This is a genomic window from Pseudomonas sp. GCEP-101 (assembly GCF_025133575.1).
GTDB classification, from domain to species: Bacteria; Pseudomonadota; Gammaproteobacteria; order Pseudomonadales; family Pseudomonadaceae; genus Pseudomonas; species Pseudomonas nitroreducens_B.
On sequence record NZ_CP104011.1, the window covers coordinates 4719911 to 4736984 of the forward strand.

16 protein-coding genes are annotated in these 17074 nt (G+C 65.2%); 8 read left to right on the plus strand and 8 right to left on the minus strand.

The annotated features are described in order from the left end of the window. Window positions 1-26 precede the first annotated feature (26 nt). Window positions 27-1517 carry a RimK family protein gene (locus tag N0B71_RS21495; protein WP_259754792.1) on the plus strand — a complete coding sequence of 497 codons (1491 nt, stop codon included), beginning with the start codon at window positions 27-29 and terminating at the stop codon, window positions 1515-1517. A gap of 130 nt (window positions 1518-1647) precedes the next feature. After that, complete coding sequence (locus N0B71_RS21500) at window positions 1648-2982, plus strand: sigma-54 dependent transcriptional regulator (RefSeq protein WP_259754793.1); 1335 nt, start codon at window positions 1648-1650, stop codon at window positions 2980-2982. Window positions 2983-3372: 390 nt separating this feature from the next. Here N0B71_RS21500 and N0B71_RS21505 read toward each other — a convergent pair whose 3' ends face one another. The 6 genes from N0B71_RS21505 to N0B71_RS21530 all read right to left on the minus strand — a co-directional run bounded on the left by N0B71_RS21505 (window position 3373) and on the right by N0B71_RS21530 (window position 8330). Continuing rightward, on the minus strand, window positions 3373-4647 hold the full coding sequence (locus tag N0B71_RS21505; RefSeq protein WP_259754794.1) for a hypothetical protein: 1275 nt from the start codon (window positions 4645-4647) through the stop codon (window positions 3373-3375). 54 nt (window positions 4648-4701) lie between these two features. Further along, on the minus strand, window positions 4702-5442 hold the full coding sequence (locus N0B71_RS21510) for a hypothetical protein (RefSeq protein WP_259754795.1): 741 nt from the start codon (window positions 5440-5442) through the stop codon (window positions 4702-4704). Between the two features lie 46 nt (window positions 5443-5488). Then, complete coding sequence (locus N0B71_RS21515; protein ID WP_259754796.1) at window positions 5489-6169, minus strand: C39 family peptidase; 681 nt, start codon at window positions 6167-6169, stop codon at window positions 5489-5491. A 73-nt stretch (window positions 6170-6242) separates the two neighbouring features. Further along, window positions 6243-7244, minus strand: coding sequence for a heme utilization protein (locus tag N0B71_RS21520; protein WP_259754797.1), 1002 nt, complete (start codon window positions 7242-7244; stop codon window positions 6243-6245). A gap of 53 nt (window positions 7245-7297) precedes the next feature. Next, the gene (locus N0B71_RS21525; RefSeq protein ID WP_259754798.1) at window positions 7298-7876 is read right to left on the minus strand and encodes an adhesin; all 579 of its coding nucleotides are present in this window, start codon (window positions 7874-7876) and stop codon (window positions 7298-7300) included. Window position 7877: 1 nt separating this feature from the next. Next, on the minus strand, window positions 7878-8330 hold the full coding sequence (locus N0B71_RS21530) for a hypothetical protein (protein ID WP_259754799.1): 453 nt from the start codon (window positions 8328-8330) through the stop codon (window positions 7878-7880). A 629-nt stretch (window positions 8331-8959) separates the two neighbouring features. Here N0B71_RS21530 and N0B71_RS21535 point away from each other — a divergent pair. Both N0B71_RS21535 and N0B71_RS21540 read left to right on the plus strand, forming a co-directional pair. Next, window positions 8960-9790 carry an undecaprenyl-diphosphate phosphatase gene (locus N0B71_RS21535; RefSeq protein ID WP_259754800.1) on the plus strand — a complete coding sequence of 277 codons (831 nt, stop codon included), beginning with the start codon at window positions 8960-8962 and terminating at the stop codon, window positions 9788-9790. Window positions 9791-9807: 17 nt separating this feature from the next. After that, the gene (locus tag N0B71_RS21540; protein WP_259754801.1) at window positions 9808-10518 is read left to right on the plus strand and encodes a DUF1294 domain-containing protein; all 711 of its coding nucleotides are present in this window, start codon (window positions 9808-9810) and stop codon (window positions 10516-10518) included. 24 nt (window positions 10519-10542) lie between these two features. Here the strand turns inward: N0B71_RS21540 and N0B71_RS21545 are convergent, their stop codons facing one another. Beyond that, a complete protein-coding gene (locus N0B71_RS21545) occupies window positions 10543-11448 on the minus strand; it encodes a LysR substrate-binding domain-containing protein (protein ID WP_259754802.1) in 906 nt (301 codons plus the stop codon). A 131-nt stretch (window positions 11449-11579) separates the two neighbouring features. Here N0B71_RS21545 and N0B71_RS21550 point away from each other — a divergent pair, with 131 nt between their 5' ends. Together N0B71_RS21550 and N0B71_RS21555 are read left to right on the plus strand one after the other, a co-directional pair. After that, the gene (locus N0B71_RS21550) at window positions 11580-12188 is read left to right on the plus strand and encodes an FMN-dependent NADH-azoreductase (protein WP_259754804.1); all 609 of its coding nucleotides are present in this window, start codon (window positions 11580-11582) and stop codon (window positions 12186-12188) included. Window positions 12189-12375: 187 nt separating this feature from the next. Beyond that, on the plus strand, window positions 12376-13395 hold the full coding sequence (locus N0B71_RS21555; protein WP_259754805.1) for an alpha/beta hydrolase family protein: 1020 nt from the start codon (window positions 12376-12378) through the stop codon (window positions 13393-13395). A gap of 425 nt (window positions 13396-13820) precedes the next feature. Here N0B71_RS21555 and N0B71_RS21560 read toward each other — a convergent pair whose 3' ends face one another. Continuing rightward, on the minus strand, window positions 13821-15410 hold the full coding sequence (locus N0B71_RS21560; protein WP_259759647.1) for an ABC-F family ATPase: 1590 nt from the start codon (window positions 15408-15410) through the stop codon (window positions 13821-13823). Window positions 15411-15647: 237 nt separating this feature from the next. Between N0B71_RS21560 and N0B71_RS21565 the strand changes: the two genes are divergently transcribed. Together N0B71_RS21565 and N0B71_RS21570 are read left to right on the plus strand one after the other, a co-directional pair. Continuing rightward, on the plus strand, window positions 15648-16598 hold the full coding sequence (locus N0B71_RS21565; protein WP_259754806.1) for a phospholipase D-like domain-containing protein: 951 nt from the start codon (window positions 15648-15650) through the stop codon (window positions 16596-16598). Window positions 16599-16756: 158 nt separating this feature from the next. Continuing rightward, on the plus strand, window positions 16757-17038 hold the full coding sequence (locus N0B71_RS21570) for a hypothetical protein (protein ID WP_259754807.1): 282 nt from the start codon (window positions 16757-16759) through the stop codon (window positions 17036-17038). Window positions 17039-17074: the final 36 nt, after the last annotated feature.

Consider the following 17074-nt stretch of genomic DNA (forward strand, 5'->3'; position numbering starts at 1 on the left):
GCGCGCCAGCCAGGTTCGGAGGTCTCGTGAGCAAGCTGTTCATCATCGTGGAACGCAAGGAAGACTGGGCCTCGTACTATCCCAGCGACGACGTGGTCACCGCCCAGGAATACCTGGAGATGCCCATCGACGACGACAATGGCAAACGCGTGCAGGTCATCAACCTGTGCCGCAACTACAAGTACCTGGGCCACGGCTATTACTGCTCGCTGCTGGCCGAAGCGCGCGGGCACAAGGTGATCCCGTCGGTGCGCAGCATCAGCGAGCTGGCGAAGAAGTCGCTGTACAGCCTGGCCCTGGAAGACCTGGAGAAGACGCTCGACAAGGCGCTGGCCGACCACCCCTACGGCAGCACCGACGGTTTCACCCTGACCCTGTACTTCGGCCGTACCGACATCGAGCCGCTGCAGGACCTGGCGCGCCAGCTGTTCGAGGCGTTGCCGTGCCCGATGCTGCTGGTGGAATTCCGCAAGAACCGTGGCTGGCACATCGAAGGCGTGAAGCCGGGCAACATCCACAAGCTGCGCGAAGACCAGGAGGACCAGTTCGCCAGCGCCCTGGAAGGCTTCAGCCGGCAAATCTGGCGCAAGCCGCGCTCGCGCAAGCAGTACCGCTATGACCTGGCGATCCTGCATGACCCGCAGGAAGCCTTCCCGCCCTCGGACCCCAAGGCGCTGAAGAACTTCATCCGCATCGGCCGCAGCCTGGGCATCGACGTCGAGCTGATCGAGAAGAAGGACTACTCGCGCCTGGCCGAGTACGACGCGCTGCTGATCCGCGAGACCACCAGCGTCAGCGACCACACCTACCGCTTCGCCAAAAAGGCCGAGAGCGAGGGCATGGTGGTGATGGACGACCCGGTGTCGATCCTGCGCTGCACCAACAAGGTCTACCTCGCCGACCTGCTGCGCAGCCACAAGCTGGGCATGCCGGCCACCGAGATCCTCTACAAGGACAACCCGCAGGAGCTGGAGAAGGTCGGCGAGCGCCTGGGCTTCCCGCTGGTGCTGAAGATCCCCGATGGCAGTTTTTCCCGCGGGGTGATCAAGGTGAGCAACCAGGAGGAGCTGCTCAAGGCCAGCGCCGAACTGTTCGAGCGTTCGGTGCTGCTACTGGCGCAGGAATTCTTCTATACCGAATACGACTGGCGCATCGGCGTGCTGAACCAGAAACCCATATTCGCCTGCCAGTACTTCATGTCCAAGGGGCACTGGCAGATCTACGACCACAGCCCGGACGCCGAGGAAGTGAGCGGCGATTTCCGCACCATGGCCGTCCACGAGGCGCCGCGCAAAGTCGTGGAGCTGGCGGTGAAGACCGCCAACCTGATCGGCGACGGGCTCTACGGCGTGGATCTGAAGCAGGCCGGGGATCGCGTGGTGGTGATCGAGGTGAACGACAACCCGAACATCGATTGCGGGGTGGAGGACGTCTACCTGGGGGACGACCTCTACAAGCTGGTGCTGGAAGAGTTCGTGCGCCGGCTGGAGGCCAAGCGGCGCGGGCATGGCTGGTAAGACCGATTCGGCATTGACCTTATAGGAAATCGGTCGAGGGCTGCGTCAATATATTGCTAGCGTTACAAATTGGAGCGCCAACCGTCTGTTTTTAAAAGTTTTTCAAAATAATGGCGCCAAGGAAGGGAGCATGCTCGAGGCAGCCGCGAATTTTCGTCGCCTGCTGGTGGTCGACCCGTGCGACGACTGCCGCAGGCTTTTACCCGGACTCCGGGCCGCAGGATGGGAAGTCGACAGTTGCGAGCTGGATAACGCCAGCAATCGCGGCTGCGACGTCGGCCTGCTGCGCCTGCAACCGCGGCACCTCGAACGCCGCGAGTCCGTCAAGGAACTCATCAGCCGCAGCGGGACGGAATGGATCGCCGTGCTCAGCCCCGACACCTTGCCCCTGACCGAAGTGGGTGATTTCGTCAGCGAGTGGTTCTTCGATTTCCATACCTTGCCCTTCGACGTGGCGCGGGTGCAGGTCACCCTCGGCCGCGCCTTCGGCATGGCGCGCCTGCGCGGGCGCGGCAGCGTGCACAGCGACGAGCATGAGCACGAACTGCTCGGCGAAAGCCGTGACGTGCGCGAGTTGCGCAAGCTGCTGGCGAAGTTCGCCCCGACCGAGTCGCCGGTGTTGATCCGCGGCGAGAGCGGCACCGGAAAGGAGCTGGTGGCGCGCACGCTGCACCGCCAGTCGCGGCGGGCGATCCGGCCCTTCGTGGCGATCAACTGCGGGGCGATGCCCGACGCACTGATCCAGTCGGAGCTGTTCGGCCACGAGAAGGGTGCCTTCACCGGTGCGCACCAGCGCAAGATCGGCCGCTTCGAACAGGCCAACGGCGGCACGCTGTTCCTCGACGAGGTGGGCGATCTGCCGCTGGAACTGCAGGCCAACCTGCTGCGGGTGCTGCAGGAGAAGCAGATCGAACGCGTGGGCGGCAGCCAGCCCATCGATGTGGATGTGCGGGTACTGGCGGCGACCCACGTCGACCTGGAACAGGCGATCCGCGCCGGGCAGTTCCGCGAGGATCTCTACTACCGGCTCAACGTCCTGCAGGTGTCCACCTCGCCGCTGCGCGAGCGCAATGGCGACCTGGCGTTGCTGGCCAATCATTTCGCCCACCTTTATAGCGTCGAAACCGGCAGACGGCCGCGGCGCTTCTCGGACGACGCGTTGGCGGCGATGGCCGAGCACAGCTGGCCGGGCAACGTGCGCGAACTGGCGAACCGGGTACGGCGCGGCCTGGTGCTGGCCGAGGGGCGACAGATCGAGGCCCGCGACCTGGGCCTTGAGCGGGACAAGGGACGCACGGCGAACCTGCCGCTGGTGACCCTGGAGGAGTACAAGCTCGGCGCCGAGCGCCAAGCCATGTGCGATGCCCTGGCCCGCCACGGCGACAACCTCAGCGTGGCAGCGCGGATGCTGGGCATCTCGCGGCCGACGTTCTATCGCTTGTTGCACAAGCATCAGTTGCGCTAGGCGGGCGTGGCCGGCGCGGACCGATTGGGCCTGTCATCACCTTCCCGCGTGACTGTCTCCCCATGTAGGAGCGGGCCATGCCCGCGACCCGCCGGCAGCACCGGCGTTGGTTGGGTTCGCGAGCAAGCTCGCTCCTACGAAAAGCGACACCGGCTCACCCGTGTAGGAGCGAGCTTGCTCGCGACCCCCCCACGGCACGGCATTCCCTTGGGCTCCCGGCTTTCGCTTCGCCCCGAGGCGATTGCCGCTTTCTGAACGTCCATGTTTGCATCGTTCCCTAACCCCCTCCCTGATGGGAGAGGGAACTGGAGCGGTCGCGGGCATGGCCCGCTCCTACAGGGAGTGACCCAGGGCCACGAACGGGGCCGTGGCATCAGGACAAATAGCCCTTCAGAAGTAATACGGGAATTTCACGCTGAAGCTGAAATCCGGCGCATCCGGCGAGATGCCGATGGACAGGTTCGGCACGATGGTCAGGTTGGGGCTCCACGCGTAGGTCAGCCCCCAGTTGAAGTATGCGGCGTTGGCGTCGCTGCCGGTGACGGTGGTCCAGTCGCCGCCGTCGGCCTTGATCTTGCTCTTGCGGGCGATCAGGTCGGAGAAGGAGAACGACATGCTGGTCTTCTCGTTGAGGGCGAAGGCCACGCCGGCACCGAGCTGGAACCAGTCGCCGAGGTCGACCTTGCCTTTCTGCTTCACGCCTTGGGTGGGACTGATGTCGTCGAAGGATTCCTCGAGGTTGTAGGTGTAGGAGAAGCTGCCGAACAGCACGGCCGGGTCGACGGTCTTGACCAGCGAGATGCCGGGGGTGATCGACCAGACGCCGTTGCCGGTGGGCAGGGACTCGGGCACGTTGAGGTTGTCGTTGTCCGAGGCGCGCTTGAGCTTGATGCCGTACGGTTCCTTGCCGGTCGGTGCCTTGATGCGCACGCTGACCACTGCGTCGGGGCGCGATTCGGTTTCATCCATGAACTTGTAGGCGATACCGACGTTGACGTCGCCCAGGGTCGGGTCGCGGGTGACTTTCTCGTCGGTGGACTGCGCCGTGGAGTTGCCGGCGCCGGCCGATTCGAAGGTGCTCTCGCGGTACACCACCGGGGCGTTTATGTCGAACTGCCAACGGTTGTTCCAGTTGTAGCGGCCGGTGAGGTCCAGGGTCCAGTTGTCGGCGTTGATGTTGTCCACGCCGATGTTGCCCAGGAAGATCGTGTCCAGCGCCAGGAAGCCGTTGAGGATGAGCTGCTTGGTGTCGTAGTGGGTGTAGGTGATGCCCGTCTCGACGCTGAAGGTGCCGTTGCCGAAGAAGCCGCTGGCCTCGTCGTAGAGGTTCTCCACGCTCTTGGGCGGGCTGGCGTCGTCCTTGAGCGACTCGCCGTAGGAGCTGCCGCTGGCGGCCAGGGTGTTGCCGGTGCCCGGCGGTGTGGGCTTGCCGGTGGAGGTGACCAGGCGCCTGGGCTGGGCGGGCGAGGCCGGCGCCTCCTCGACCTGGCGGACCCGTTGTTCGAGCACCATCAGCGCATTCTGCTGGGCCTCGTAGCGCTGGCGGAGTTCGAGCAGTTCCTGCTTCAACGCCTCCACCTCGGCTTCCGTCGCCGCGGCGGCGAAGGGCGAGGGGAGTAAGGCGGATACACAGATTGCAGTGCCTAGCGAGAGCGATCGGTGCATGGCGCGCTGTCCTTGACGTGTAGGTGGGACCTTGCGGTCGCACGCGGGGAAGCATCACATCCCCATGGTGCGAAGCCCTTTGAGCTGATCGAGATTGCAGTCCAGCGCTCCCGTCGACGGCATGTTGTTCTTCAGCACCACGGAGAGCTGCGCGAGGTTGCTGACGGCATTGTTTCCGCCCACCATCTGCGCGGCCTGGAGCAAGCCACCGGCGGCGAGTTGCTGCATCGCGACACCCTGGCCGTTGGCGTTGATCGCCATCTGCACGCCGCCCTTGCCGGGCGATACGCTGACGCTGCCGGCGCCGTTGCTGGCGACCACCGGGGCGGCCTCCAGTGGCGTGCCCTGCGGTGCGGCCAGGGGCGGTGCCTGGTCGGCTTCCTTGACGTCGATGCTGACGTGGTTGGAGGCGGTGTTGTAGTCGCCGGCGGCACGCACGCTCTGGGTGACCCCCTGGGTCTGGTTGAGGCCGGCGCCACCGCTGACGCTGCCGGTCCCCGCGGCCGGTGCGGCGCCGCTGCCTTTCTCGTCGATGGTGGAGACGTAGAACTGCGGTTTGAGGGTGGACTCCTGGATCTGCATGCTGACCCTGGCGCCGATGTTGTCGCCCACGGCGTTCTTCCAGGTACTGCTCATGACGATGCCGAAGCTGATGACCCGGCCGGGCATCACGTATTTGCCGCGAAGCTGGGCCAGTTCCTGATCCTTCAGCTCGATCGGCCTGAAGAGGCTTTCCGCCTGGGCCGGCAGGCAGGCCGCCAGGCAGGTGGCGGCAAGCAGCGGGATCGCTTTCATGAGGGTTCTCCCCGGAAGGATTCCTGCCTTCCGTGCTGGTGCGGCCTCACAGGAAGTCGCTCTGGATGAAACCGAACTCCATGAGTTCCGCGTCCTTGACCGGGCTGAACGCATCGATGCGGTCCCTGGCGGTCAGCGGGTCGGGCGGGTTCATCAGGGCGTTGGCCTGCTGGTAGCCCGGGCCGATGACAGCGAAGATGATGCCGTTCCAGCCCTTGAGGAAATCGTCCTGGGTAAAGCGCTTGTGGCCCAGCACCGGGTCGCCGATGTAGACGTAGCCCTTGTAGGCGCGTTGCATCACGACGAAGTGCTTGTAGCCACGGATGTCCATCAGCACGATCACCGGGATCGTCAGCTTCTCCAGCGACGCCGCCGGGATGCGGTAGCCGCGGGCGCGCATGCCGATGCCTTCCAGGTAGGTCTTCATGTCCAGCATGGAGAATCCCTGGGTGCGCACCAGGTCCGGGTCGGCCCGGACCAGCATGCCCTTGATCACGAACTCTTCGTCCACGTCCAGCGCGTAGGCCTGGCGAAGGATGGTCGCCAGCGCGGCGGCGCCGCAGCTGAAGTCGGTCTTCTGCTGGACCAGGTTGCTGAACTTGCGCTCGCGGATGCTCTCGACGTGCTTGTAGGCCAACGATCCGCCGGGAAGGATGGCAAAGGGGAGTTGCGCGGCCTGCGTCGTGAGGCTGCACAGCGCGAGCAAAAGCAGGGCGGACGTACGCATGATCGTGACGCCTGGAGTAGCTTTGGAAAGAAGGAGGCTCCGTCGCCGGAGCCTCCGGTACGACGCTGTGTCGCTACAGGCAGGATTTGCAGCCTGCGGCGATGGACAGCGAGTTGCTCTGCTGGTTGCCGACACCGGCCGCGACGTTGGCCCCGACATTACCCGACACGTTGTTCAGGGAATTGGTCAGGTTGGCGTCGTTCTTGACCGGGTCCTTCCAGCCGGTGGGGACCAGGACCTGGTAGGTCGCCTGTCCCTTGAGGTCGACGGTGCCGGCCTCGACGAAGAACAGCGGGTCCTTGTCGGTCTTGCCGCCGCCGTTGCGGCTGTCGTGCCCGCCATAGCCGGACTCGTCCACCACGTAGCCGGTGCCGGCGCCCTTGTAGGTGCCGTGGGCCTTGAAGTCGGACTTCAGGGTTTCCTTCTCGTACGTCAGGAAGGCGACGTTGCCCACCGTATTGCCCGTGGAGGTCTGCGTGGCGCCGCTGTAGGAGTCGGCCGTGGCGCCACCGGAGACGGCGGCGGCCATGTCGTTTTTCTGTTGGTTGTAGTTGCCGGCAGCGACGTTGATGCCGATGTTGCCCGAGGCTCCGTTGGCCGAGTTGTTGAGCGTCGCCTTGTTGGTGGTGGAGAGGTTGAGGGCGGTGTTGCCGGTGTTGGTCTGGGTGACCTCCGTCGAGGCGTGGGCGTAGCCGAAGATGAATTTCTCATCCGCGGTGGCCAGGGCGGCAGCGTTGGCCTGCTGGTTCAGGTCGCCGCCGGCCACGTTGACACCCACGTTGCCGGATGCGCTCCCCAGCGATCCGTCCACGTTCGCGGTGTTCTTCGTGCCCATGTTGACGACGGTGTTGTCGCTGCTTTCCTGGGTGTCCTCCACGACGGCGCTGGCGCCGGCCTCGACCCTAGGGTCCTTGTAGGGATCGTAGGGAGGCTTGGGTTGATGTTGTTCATGACCGTGGCCATTGTCGTGGCCGTGACCATGTCCGTTGTTGTTACGGTTATCCGCGTGCACTGCTACAGCCATGACCGCTGCGACGGCGAAAACCAGTGGCTTGAGGGCCATTCTCGGTTTCATGGTGTATCTCCTTGCTGATTGGCGTGCTTAGTGTTTTTAGGAGTTGGCGTGGGTCAATCCGCGACCCGGATGCTCAGGGTGTTGGCAATGCGATTGCCCACCCCGGCGCTCTGGCTCATCTGCACCACGCCGCGGCTGCCGGCGAAGGCCTGGTCGCTGGTAACGACCTGCCGGCTGCCCGTGGCGGAGTGCATCGAGCCTGAGTTCACTGGCAGCGCGACGTTCTGCTGGGACAGCACGCTGTCATCGACGCTTTGCGGCACAGCGCTGACGCTGATGCGCATGGCGTTCACTTGCTGGTTGGCGGCGCCGGCGGCCTGGTTCACCCCCAGCGCGCCGCTGCCGTTGCTGAAGGCGTTGCCGGTGATGCGCGCGGACGCCGCCTGGCTCGGGTCGACGGCGACGGTGACCGCCTGCCGGAACTGCGTGGTGGCCTGGGCGTTGCTGCCGATGGCGATGGCACGGCCGTTGGCCTGCTGCTGCGAGTCGCCGGCAGCCTGGTTGACGCTGGCGACGCCGCGGTAATTGCGCACGGCGCTGTCGATGCCGGCGCTGTTGACCGCGACGGCATCCTCGGCAAGGGCTGTGACGCAGCAGAACAGGAGGGGAAGGGCGAGCAGGCGGGCGTCCATCTCAGCGATCTCCGGTCAGCATGCGCAGGGGCGACAGACCTTGCTGCACGGTGCGGTTGACCGAGTTGGCGATCCCTGCGCCGCCACCCGCCGCGCCGGCGCCCAGGCTGTTGCCGTTGAGGCTCTGGTTGGCGCCGTTGTCCATGCCGACCAGTTGGCCGCCGGGCAGGATGTGCCGCTGCAGACTGGAGCCGCTGGTCACGCCGGCGAAGTCGCTGTCGCTGAGCTCGGCGTTGCCGGTCTGGCGCACGACCTGCTCGGAGATGTTCGGGTTGACGGTGACCGGGTGCGGATCGGGAATGTCCGTCGGCCGGGTGGCGACGCGCGGCTGCACCTGGCGCTGCAGGACGATGGTGCCGTCGCCGGCGTGCGCGGGCGGTAGCAGCGGTACGCTGGCCGCGCTGCACACCAGCGTGAACAGCAGGCCGACTGTCCGTGTGTCCATGTTCCCCATGATGGCGGTTCCTTCTTGGTGCGCTGAGCCCTGATCAGCGGTTCCAAGGTGGAGCAGGGGACGTGCCGCTTTTGATCCGCTTTTGCGAATCAATGACATGGCGTTGCGCCATGCGAGCCATCGCGGCGCGCGTGTCTCGGCTTCGTTACAGCGCCCGCGGGCAAAACCCGCGCGAAGGCCCTGGCACGGGGGCCGTATCAGCAAGGCGGAGAATTCTGTTGCGCCCCTGATACAGGGCGCGGGCGGGCAGGGCTCGACGCAGCACCCGTCTGCGTTTGCGCAGCGCCGGGTGTTTCGCCGGGCTAACACGAACACGAGATTGGTATCGTTTCGGGTACGTGCGTGCCGCCGGCTTTTCAGGGCAATAGGCATTTTGCATGATGGCGCGAACCTGGCCGCATCACCGCTGTCTGCATCTGCCTGGCGGAGGGAACGCAAAGCCTTTTTGCCGAAGTGCCAACACCGCCACTGCCAGTGCCGAGTTCGAGAAATTTTTGTGAATTTCGTAGCGCCCGACGGCCAATGCTTTAGCATGCCGACGCCGCTGCGGCGCCCATGGCGCCAGGAGCAGGCAGCGGAGCAACAATCATTAGAAGTGTGCGAGCCAGCGTGCCTCGCGGGGGAAGTATATGGATCTGTGGAGTGCCTTTCAGGCCTTCATTCTTGGCGTCGTCGAGGGGCTTACCGAGTTCCTGCCGATCTCCAGCACCGGTCACCAGATCATCGTGGCAGACCTCATCCGCTTTGGCGGCGAACGTGCCGAAGCCTTCAACATCATCATCCAGCTGGCGGCGATCCTCGCCGTGGTCTGGGAGTTCCGCCGCAAGATCCTCGACATCGTCTGTGGCCTGCCCACCCAGCGCAACGCGCAGCGCTTCACGGTCAACCTGCTGATCGCCTTCTTCCCGGCCGTGGTGCTGGGCGTGGCGTTCGCCGACTACATCCACCACTACCTGTTCAACCCGATCACCGTGGCGGTGGCCCTGGTGGTGGGCGGCGTGATCATGCTCTGGGCGGAAAGGCGCCAGCACGTGATCCAGGCCGAGAGCGTCGATGAGATGAACTGGAAGCACGCGCTGAAGGTCGGCTGCTGCCAGTGCCTGGCGCTGATCCCGGGCACCTCGCGTTCCGGCGCCACCATCATCGGCGGCCTGCTGTTCGGCCTGTCGCGCAAGGCCGCCACGGAGTTCTCCTTCTTCCTGGCGATGCCGACCATGGTCGGCGCCGCGGTGTACTCCGGCTACAAGTACCGCGATATCTTCCAGCCCGCCGACCTGCCGGTGTTCGCCGTCGGTTTCGTCACCTCGTTCATCTTCGCCATGATCGCGGTGCGCGGGCTGCTCAAGTTCATCGCCAACCACAGCTATGCGGCCTTCGCCTGGTACCGTATCGTGTTCGGCCTGCTGATCCTGGCGACCTGGCAGTTCGCCCTGATCGACTGGAGCAGCGCCAAACCCTGATCCGATTGCGAGTGAACGTGGAAAAGAACGGCACCATCAGCCGCTGGGACGATGACAAGGGCTTCGGCTTCATCCATCCCCAGGCCGGCGGCAAGGAAGTCTTCCTGCACATCTCCGACTTCCGCGGCGACCGCCGCCCGGAAGCGGGCGACCAGGTCCGCTATGTCGAGGGAACCGGCAAGGACGGCCGCCCGCGCGCCGCTCACGCACGCTTGGCGGGGCTGGCCATCGACACCCCGGCAATTCGCCGCAAACCCGCGCCGGCGGCCACCCGTGAACGGGTGCGCAGCGGCCGCGAAGTGGCCTTCCCCAGCGCACCGAAAACCTCGCTCAACCGGGCGTTGGCGATCCTCGCCGCGCTGCTGGTGCTGCCCGTCATCGGCTCGCTGCTCTGGCTGAGGGATGCCTACGTCGTCTGGTTCCTGTTGCTCTATCCGGTCTTCAGCGTGCTGGCATTCTTCGCCTACTGGCGCGACAAGCGCAGTGCCGAGCGCAATGAATGGCGTACCCCGGAACAGAGCCTGCATCTGCTGGAACTGCTCGGCGGCTGGCCCGGCGCCTACCTCGCGCAGCAGGTGTTCCGCCACAAGACGCGCAAGGTTTCCTTCCAACTGGTGTTCTGGGCCATCGTCGTGCTGCACCAGCTGTTCTGGATCGATTGGCTCAGCGGCGGCCGCCTGCTGGGCTGGATCGCTGCGCTGATGGGGCTGGGCACCCACCCGGCGTAAGCGCCTCGCCGGGAGAGCGACCGGTCAGACCGGCCAGTCGTCCTTGGAAAAGCCTTCCTCCAGATAATCCAGCAACGCCCGCACCGCCGGCAGAACGCCGCGCCGGTGCGGGTACACGGCCTGCAGATAGGCTTCCGGCTCGTTCCAGGCGGGCAGCACGCGCACCAGGCGGCCGTCCTCCAGCTCCTGGGTGCAGTAATGCAGGGGCAGGATCGTTACGCCCAGCCCCGCCAGCGCCACGTTCTTGCGCAGGTTGAAGTCCTCCACGGCCAGGCGCGCTTCGAACGCGACTTCCTTCACTTCGCCTTGCGGGCCGGTGAGCTTCATGTGCACGCGGCGGTCGCTCTCGATGGCGCCCAGCACGGGCAGCGTGGCCAGGTCCTCCGGGGTGCGCAGCTTGACGCCCTTCAGCAGCGCGGGCGCGGCCACCAGCGCGGTCTGCGCCCGGCGCAGGCGTCGCGAGATCAAAGACAGGTCCTCATCGCCTGGAGCACGCACCCGCAGCGCGACGTCGACACTTTCGTTGACCAGGTCGACGCGGCGGTTGGTCAGCATCAGCTCCAGGTTCACCTGCGGGTAGGCCGCCAGGAAGCCCGGCAGCATCTCGTTGAGGGACGTTTCCGCCAGTGCCACCGGGCACGACAACTTCACCCGTCCGCGCGGCTCGGCGCTCAGTTGCGCGGCCACTTCGTCGGCCATCTCCGCTTCCACCAGCATCGCCTGGCAGTGCCGGTAATACCGCTCGCCCAGGTCGGTAAGGGCCAGTTTGCGCGTGGTGCGTTGCAACAGGCGCACGTTCAGGCGCGCTTCCAGCTCCGCCACGCGCCGCGACAGGCGGGATTTCGGCAAGCCCAGCAGGCGCCCGGCCGCCGCGAAGCCGCCGGCCTCCACGACTTTGGCGAAATAGAAAAGGTCGTTGAGGTCCTGCATGGGATTGTCCTGCTGGTGAGACGAATCATTGCATTTTTGCCGACTTATCTCGAATTGGCTACATGCGTAGTCTTGCCACCAACGACGAATTCCTCCGCCAAACCACTTGGCCCCTTTCCCGGAGAACACAGATGAAACTGCTGCACATCGATTCCAGCATCCTCGGCGACAACTCCGCTTCCCGCCAACTGAGCGCCGAACTGGTCGCCGCCTGGGCTGCTGCCGAGCCGGGCGTTGAAGTGACCTACCGCGACCTGGCCGCCGACGCCATCAGCCACCTGTCCTCCGCCAGCCTGGTGGCCGCCGGCACCCCGGCTGAGCTGCGCGACGCCGCGCAGAAGCACGAAGCCGCCCTGGGCGAGCAGAGCATCGAAGAATTCCTCGGTGCCGACGCCATCGTCATCGGCGCGCCGATGTACAACTTCTCCATCCCCAGCCAGCTGAAGGCCTGGATCGACCGCATCGCCGTGGCCGGCAAGACCTTCCGCTACACCGAGAACGGCCCGGAAGGCCTGGCCGGTGGCAAGAAAGTGATCATCGTTTCCACCGCGGGCGGCATCCACGCCGGCCAGCCGACCGGCATCGCCCACGAGAACTACCTGGAACTGGTGCTGAACTTCCTCGGCATCACCGACATCGAGGTGGTCCGCGCCGAGGGCCTGGCCTACGGCGACGAACCGCGCCGCAACGCCATCGCCGGCGCCCAGGCGAGCATCGCCAGCCAGTTCGCCGCTGCCTGAGCTGCACTGCCGTAAAAAAGCCCCGCACTGCGGGGCTTTTTCATTGGCCGTCCGTCCGCCAGTTCGAACGTCCGAAAACTGGCGCGTACTATGCAGATATTTCCGTTAGGCGGTGCCCGGCGGCTTTTTTTCCTGCAACAAGTCCCCGTGGTGCCTGATCAGGAGTCGTATCGGGACGGACTGCACCATGGCGAGGCGGCTGCTCTGGGTTCTCTTGCTCGTTACTTTCGGTACCGTGTTCAGTACCCCTGGCTGGGCGGCGCCCGGCTGGAACGTGGGGTTCCACCGCCTGCAGGTGAGCGACCCGCTGGACCAGCAGCCGATGAAAGCCATCGCGTTCTATCCGACGCGGGCCGCCGAGCAGCCGATGCACCTGGGCAATTTCATCCTCGATGTCGCCTATGAGGGCCAGACGGCCAACGGCCGCTTCCCGCTGCTGGTGATATCCCACGGCAACTACGGCACGCCGCTGGCCCACCGTGACCTCATCGAAGCGCTGGTGCGCAAGGGCTTCGTGGTGGTCGCGCTGCTGCACCCTGGCGACAACCTGCATGACCACAGCCGCCTGGGGGCGGTGAGCAATCTCTACGGGCGGCCGTTGCAGGTGTCCGAAACCCTCAGCGCCGCGCTGCTCGATCCGAAGGTCGCCAGCATTGTCGACCCGCGCAAGGTCGGGGTGATCGGCTATTCCGCCGGCGGCGAAACCGCGTTGATCCTCGCCGGTGCCCAGCCCAAGCTGGACCGCCTGATCAAGTACTGCCAGCAGCGCCCGGACGACAGGGATGCGTGCAGCGAAAACGGCAAGGTGCGCGCCGATCGCAACGACCTGGCGCCCATGGCCGACCCGCGCGTCGGCGCCTTGCTGCTGCTGGCGCCGCTGAGCCTGATGTACGGCACCCATGAGCTGGAGGAAGTGCGGGTGCCGGTGCTGATCTACACCGGCAACGACGACCACGTACTGGACTGGAAGAAGAATGCCGGCGCCCTGGCGCGCAAGCTGCCGCAGCCGGCGGACCTGCGGGTGCTGGACGGCGTCGGGCACGGTGTGTTCATGTCGCCCTGTTCCGAGGAGGAGGTGCAGGCGGACCTGTGCACCGATGGCCAGGATGCCGACCGCAAGATCATCCACCACGACCTGGCGGCCTCGGCGGCCCGGTTCTTCGACGACAGTTTGGGCGGGGCAACGATGCAGACCTCCGGCCGCTGACCGCCTTGCCGATGATTACCTTGTAGGAGCGAGCTTGCTCGCGAACTGGACCCGCTCCCGCAGCCAGACGCCTGCGCTCGGGTTTGCCCTCACCCTAGCCCTCTCCCAGAGGGAGAGGGGGGCTGTTCGGAGCAGGAGCAATCCGAAGCGTCAGCCGGAACGGACAGCTCCCTCTCCCTTCGGAGCGGGGCGCGCGCGAGGGCAGCTCTCGGTGCGATATCTCCTGTAGGAGCGGACCTTGTCCGCGAAATCCCCCTTGGCGGGCTCCGATCCTCGCAGCATCGCGTCCGTGCAGGAGCGGGCCCTGCCCGCGACACCGCCGGCAGGGCCGGCGTCAGGCGGGTTCGCGAGCAAGCTCGCTCCTACACAACGCCAAAGAAAAAGCCCCGCATTGGCGGGGCTTTTTCATCGCTGCGTGGGAGCGATCAGACGATCACGCCCTGGCTGCGCAGGTAGTCGTCGTAGGTGCCGCTGAAATCGGTGACGCCGTTTTCCGACAGCTCGATGATGCGGGTCGCCAGGGAGGACACGAACTCGCGGTCATGGCTGACGAAGATCAGCGTGCCCGGGTAGTTTTCCAGCGCCAGGTTCAGTGCCTCGATGGATTCCATGTCCAGGTGGTTGGTCGGTTCGTCCATCACCAGCACGTTCGGGCGCTTGAGGATCAGCTTGCCGAACAGCATGCGACCCTGTTCGCCACCGGAAATCACCTTCACCGACTTCTTGATGTCGTCGTTGGAGAACAGCATGCGGCCGAGGGTGCCGCGCACCAGTTGCTCACCGCCCTGGGTCCACTGGGCCATCCAGTCGAACAGGTTGTAGTCGTCCTCGAAGTCCTCGGCGTGATCCTGGGCGAAGTAGCCCACGTCGGCGCTGTCGGTCCACTTCACCTCGCCGGACGTCGGCGGCATGTCGCCGACCAGGGTGCGCAGCAGGGTGGTCTTGCCGATGCCGTTGGGGCCGATGATGGCGATGCGTTCGCCGGCTTCCACCTGCAGGCTGAGGTTCTTGAACAGATCCACACCGTCGAAGCCCTGGCTGACCTTCTCCAGGGTCACCGCCTGGCGGTGCAGCTTCTTGTGCTGCTCGAAGCGGATGAACGGGCTGACGCGGCTGGACGGCTTGACCTCTTCCAGCTGGATCTTGTCGATCTGGCGTGCGCGGCTGGTGGCCTGCTTGGCCTTGGAGGCGTTGGCCGAGAAGCGGCTGACGAAGGTCTGCAGTTCGGCGATCTGCGCCTTCTTCTTGGCGTTGTCCGACAGCAGGCGCTCGCGCGCCTGCTCGGCCGCGGTCATGTACTCGTCGTAGTTGCCCGGGAACAGGCGCAGCTCGCCATAGTCCAGGTCCGCCATGTGGGTGCAGACGCTGTTCAGGAAGTGACGGTCGTGGGAAATGATGATCATGGTGCTGTTACGCGCCGTGATGATGTTTTCCAGCCAGCGGATGGTGTTGATGTCCAGGTGGTTGGTCGGCTCGTCGAGCAGCAGCAGGTCCGGATCGGAGAACAGCGCCTGGGCAAGCAGCACGCGCAGCTTCCAGCCAGGCGCGACGGCGCTCATCGGGCCGAAGTGCTGTTCCAGCGGAATGCCCAGGCCCAGCAGCAGCTCGCCGGCGCGGGATTCGGCGGTGTAGCCGTCGAACTCGGCGAACTGGACTTCCAGCTCGGCCACGGCCATGCCGTCTTCCTCGCTCATCTCCGGCAGCGAGTAGATGCGGTCGCGCTCGGCCTTGACCTTCCACAGTTCCTCGTGGCCCATGATCACGGTGTCGATCACGCTGAAGTCTTCGTAGGCGAACTGGTCCTGGCGCAGCTTGCCCAGACGCACGCCGTTTTCCAGCATGACCTGGCCGCTGGAAGGCTCCAGCTCACCGCCGAGGATCTTCATGAAGGTGGACTTGCCGCAACCGTTGGCGCCGATCAGGCCGTAGCGGTTGCCGTTGCCGAACTTGACGGAAACGTTTTCGAACAGCGGCTTGGCGCCAAACTGCATGGTGATATTCGCAGTGGAAATCAACTGGGTAACCCTTGGCTGGAACATGGTGCGCGCCGGGCGCGAACGGCGCGGGCGGGCAGGGAAGGCGGGCGCTGAAGGGCGCTTCCGACAAAGCCGCCTATTATGCCACAGGCCGGTGCCGGCGTGCATGTTTGCCGCTGTAGCGCCCGTTATTCGGGCGTGTGACGGTATCAGACAGTTGAAAGCCGCCAGTGTCCTGCATCAGAATTCGGTGTTCAGAATTCTGGTGGGGGCTGTATGAAAATCCTTAACGCTCAACATTCGCTCAAGCAGTACCTGGAGCAAGTCAGCGGCAAGCTGATCACCGTGGTCTCGGCCTCCGCCAGTGAAACCGAGTCACTGATCCAGACCCTGGTGGAGAAGGGCAATCGCCTGGACCTGCTGGTGGGCACCATCAACTCCTTCACCTCGCCGGACTTCATCGATTTCTGCGTTCGCGATGCCGGCGCCGATGTCACCCTGCATGTCGATTTCCGCGCGCAGAACAGCGTGCACTGGAAGCTGATCCTGATCGAGCCCGATGTGGTCATTCTGGGCAGCGCCAACTTCACCGAGATCGGCCTGAGCCTGACCCGCGACAGCTGCACGGTGATCCAGGACGCGGCGCTGTACGCCGACTACCTGGCGCGCGTCAGCGAGATCAAGGGCATGCCGGGCGTGGTGCTGGGCGAGGACTCGCCAGCCTTCGACGAGCAACTGGAGGAGTACCGCCAGAGCCATCGCCGCGTGCAGGCGAGCCTGGCGCGCAGTGCGCAGTACCTGGACGGCGAAAGCTGGCTGGGCGATGAAACCAACCAGAGCATTCCGCTGTTCATCTGGTACAGCGACCATTCCGACGACTCCGAGGAAAAGGCCGAAGCCTTCCTGCGCGCCAGCAGCGACGGCGTGGCCTGGGACGACGTGCGCGAATTCTTCACCTACGAATGCGCCGAGGGCGTGCTGCCGTACGAAGAGGGCGACATGGTGCTGACCGCGCGCTGCAACGGCACGCACATCGCCTTCTACACCTTCGACCGCATCCTCTACCGCGATGGCACTTACTACATCTACTCGTACCGCAAGAAGCGCTACACCCAGCCGTTCAAGCTGGAGGACGCGAAAGAGCGCCTGCGCGATGTCATCCCCGATTGGTACGAGGAAATGCGCACCTCGCTGAACCGCCACGACATCAACAGCGTGGTGCGCTGACGCGGTAACCGTTCATCGGCGCGCAGCCCGTGACCCGACGGTCGCGCGCTGCGCGGCTTGGCATTTTGCACGATGCTGACTAGCATCCTGCCAGTATCTCGACGTCGCATGCCGTTCGTGCGTGAGCCCGTCAGAAACCTGTCAGGAGGCAAAGGATCATGCCGCCACTTCCCCCCGATGAAGTCCCCGTTCGCCGCCGCATGCGCTGGCATTGGCGGTTGTTGACGCTGAAGATCTACATCCTCTCGGTATTCCTGCTGGCCTGCATGCTGGGCGGCAGCGCGATGCTGTTCCTCAATGTGCTCAACGACACGCTCGATCCGGCCCAACGCCTGGGCTCCTTCCTGGCGGGCGGTCTGATCCTGCTGCTGTGCCTGCACATCCTGCGCATGGCGTTGCCGCCGATGCCGTGGCTGGGCCGGCGGCGCAGCCTGGAATGAGCGCCTGAACGAAAAACGCCCCGGGGCAGCGATGCC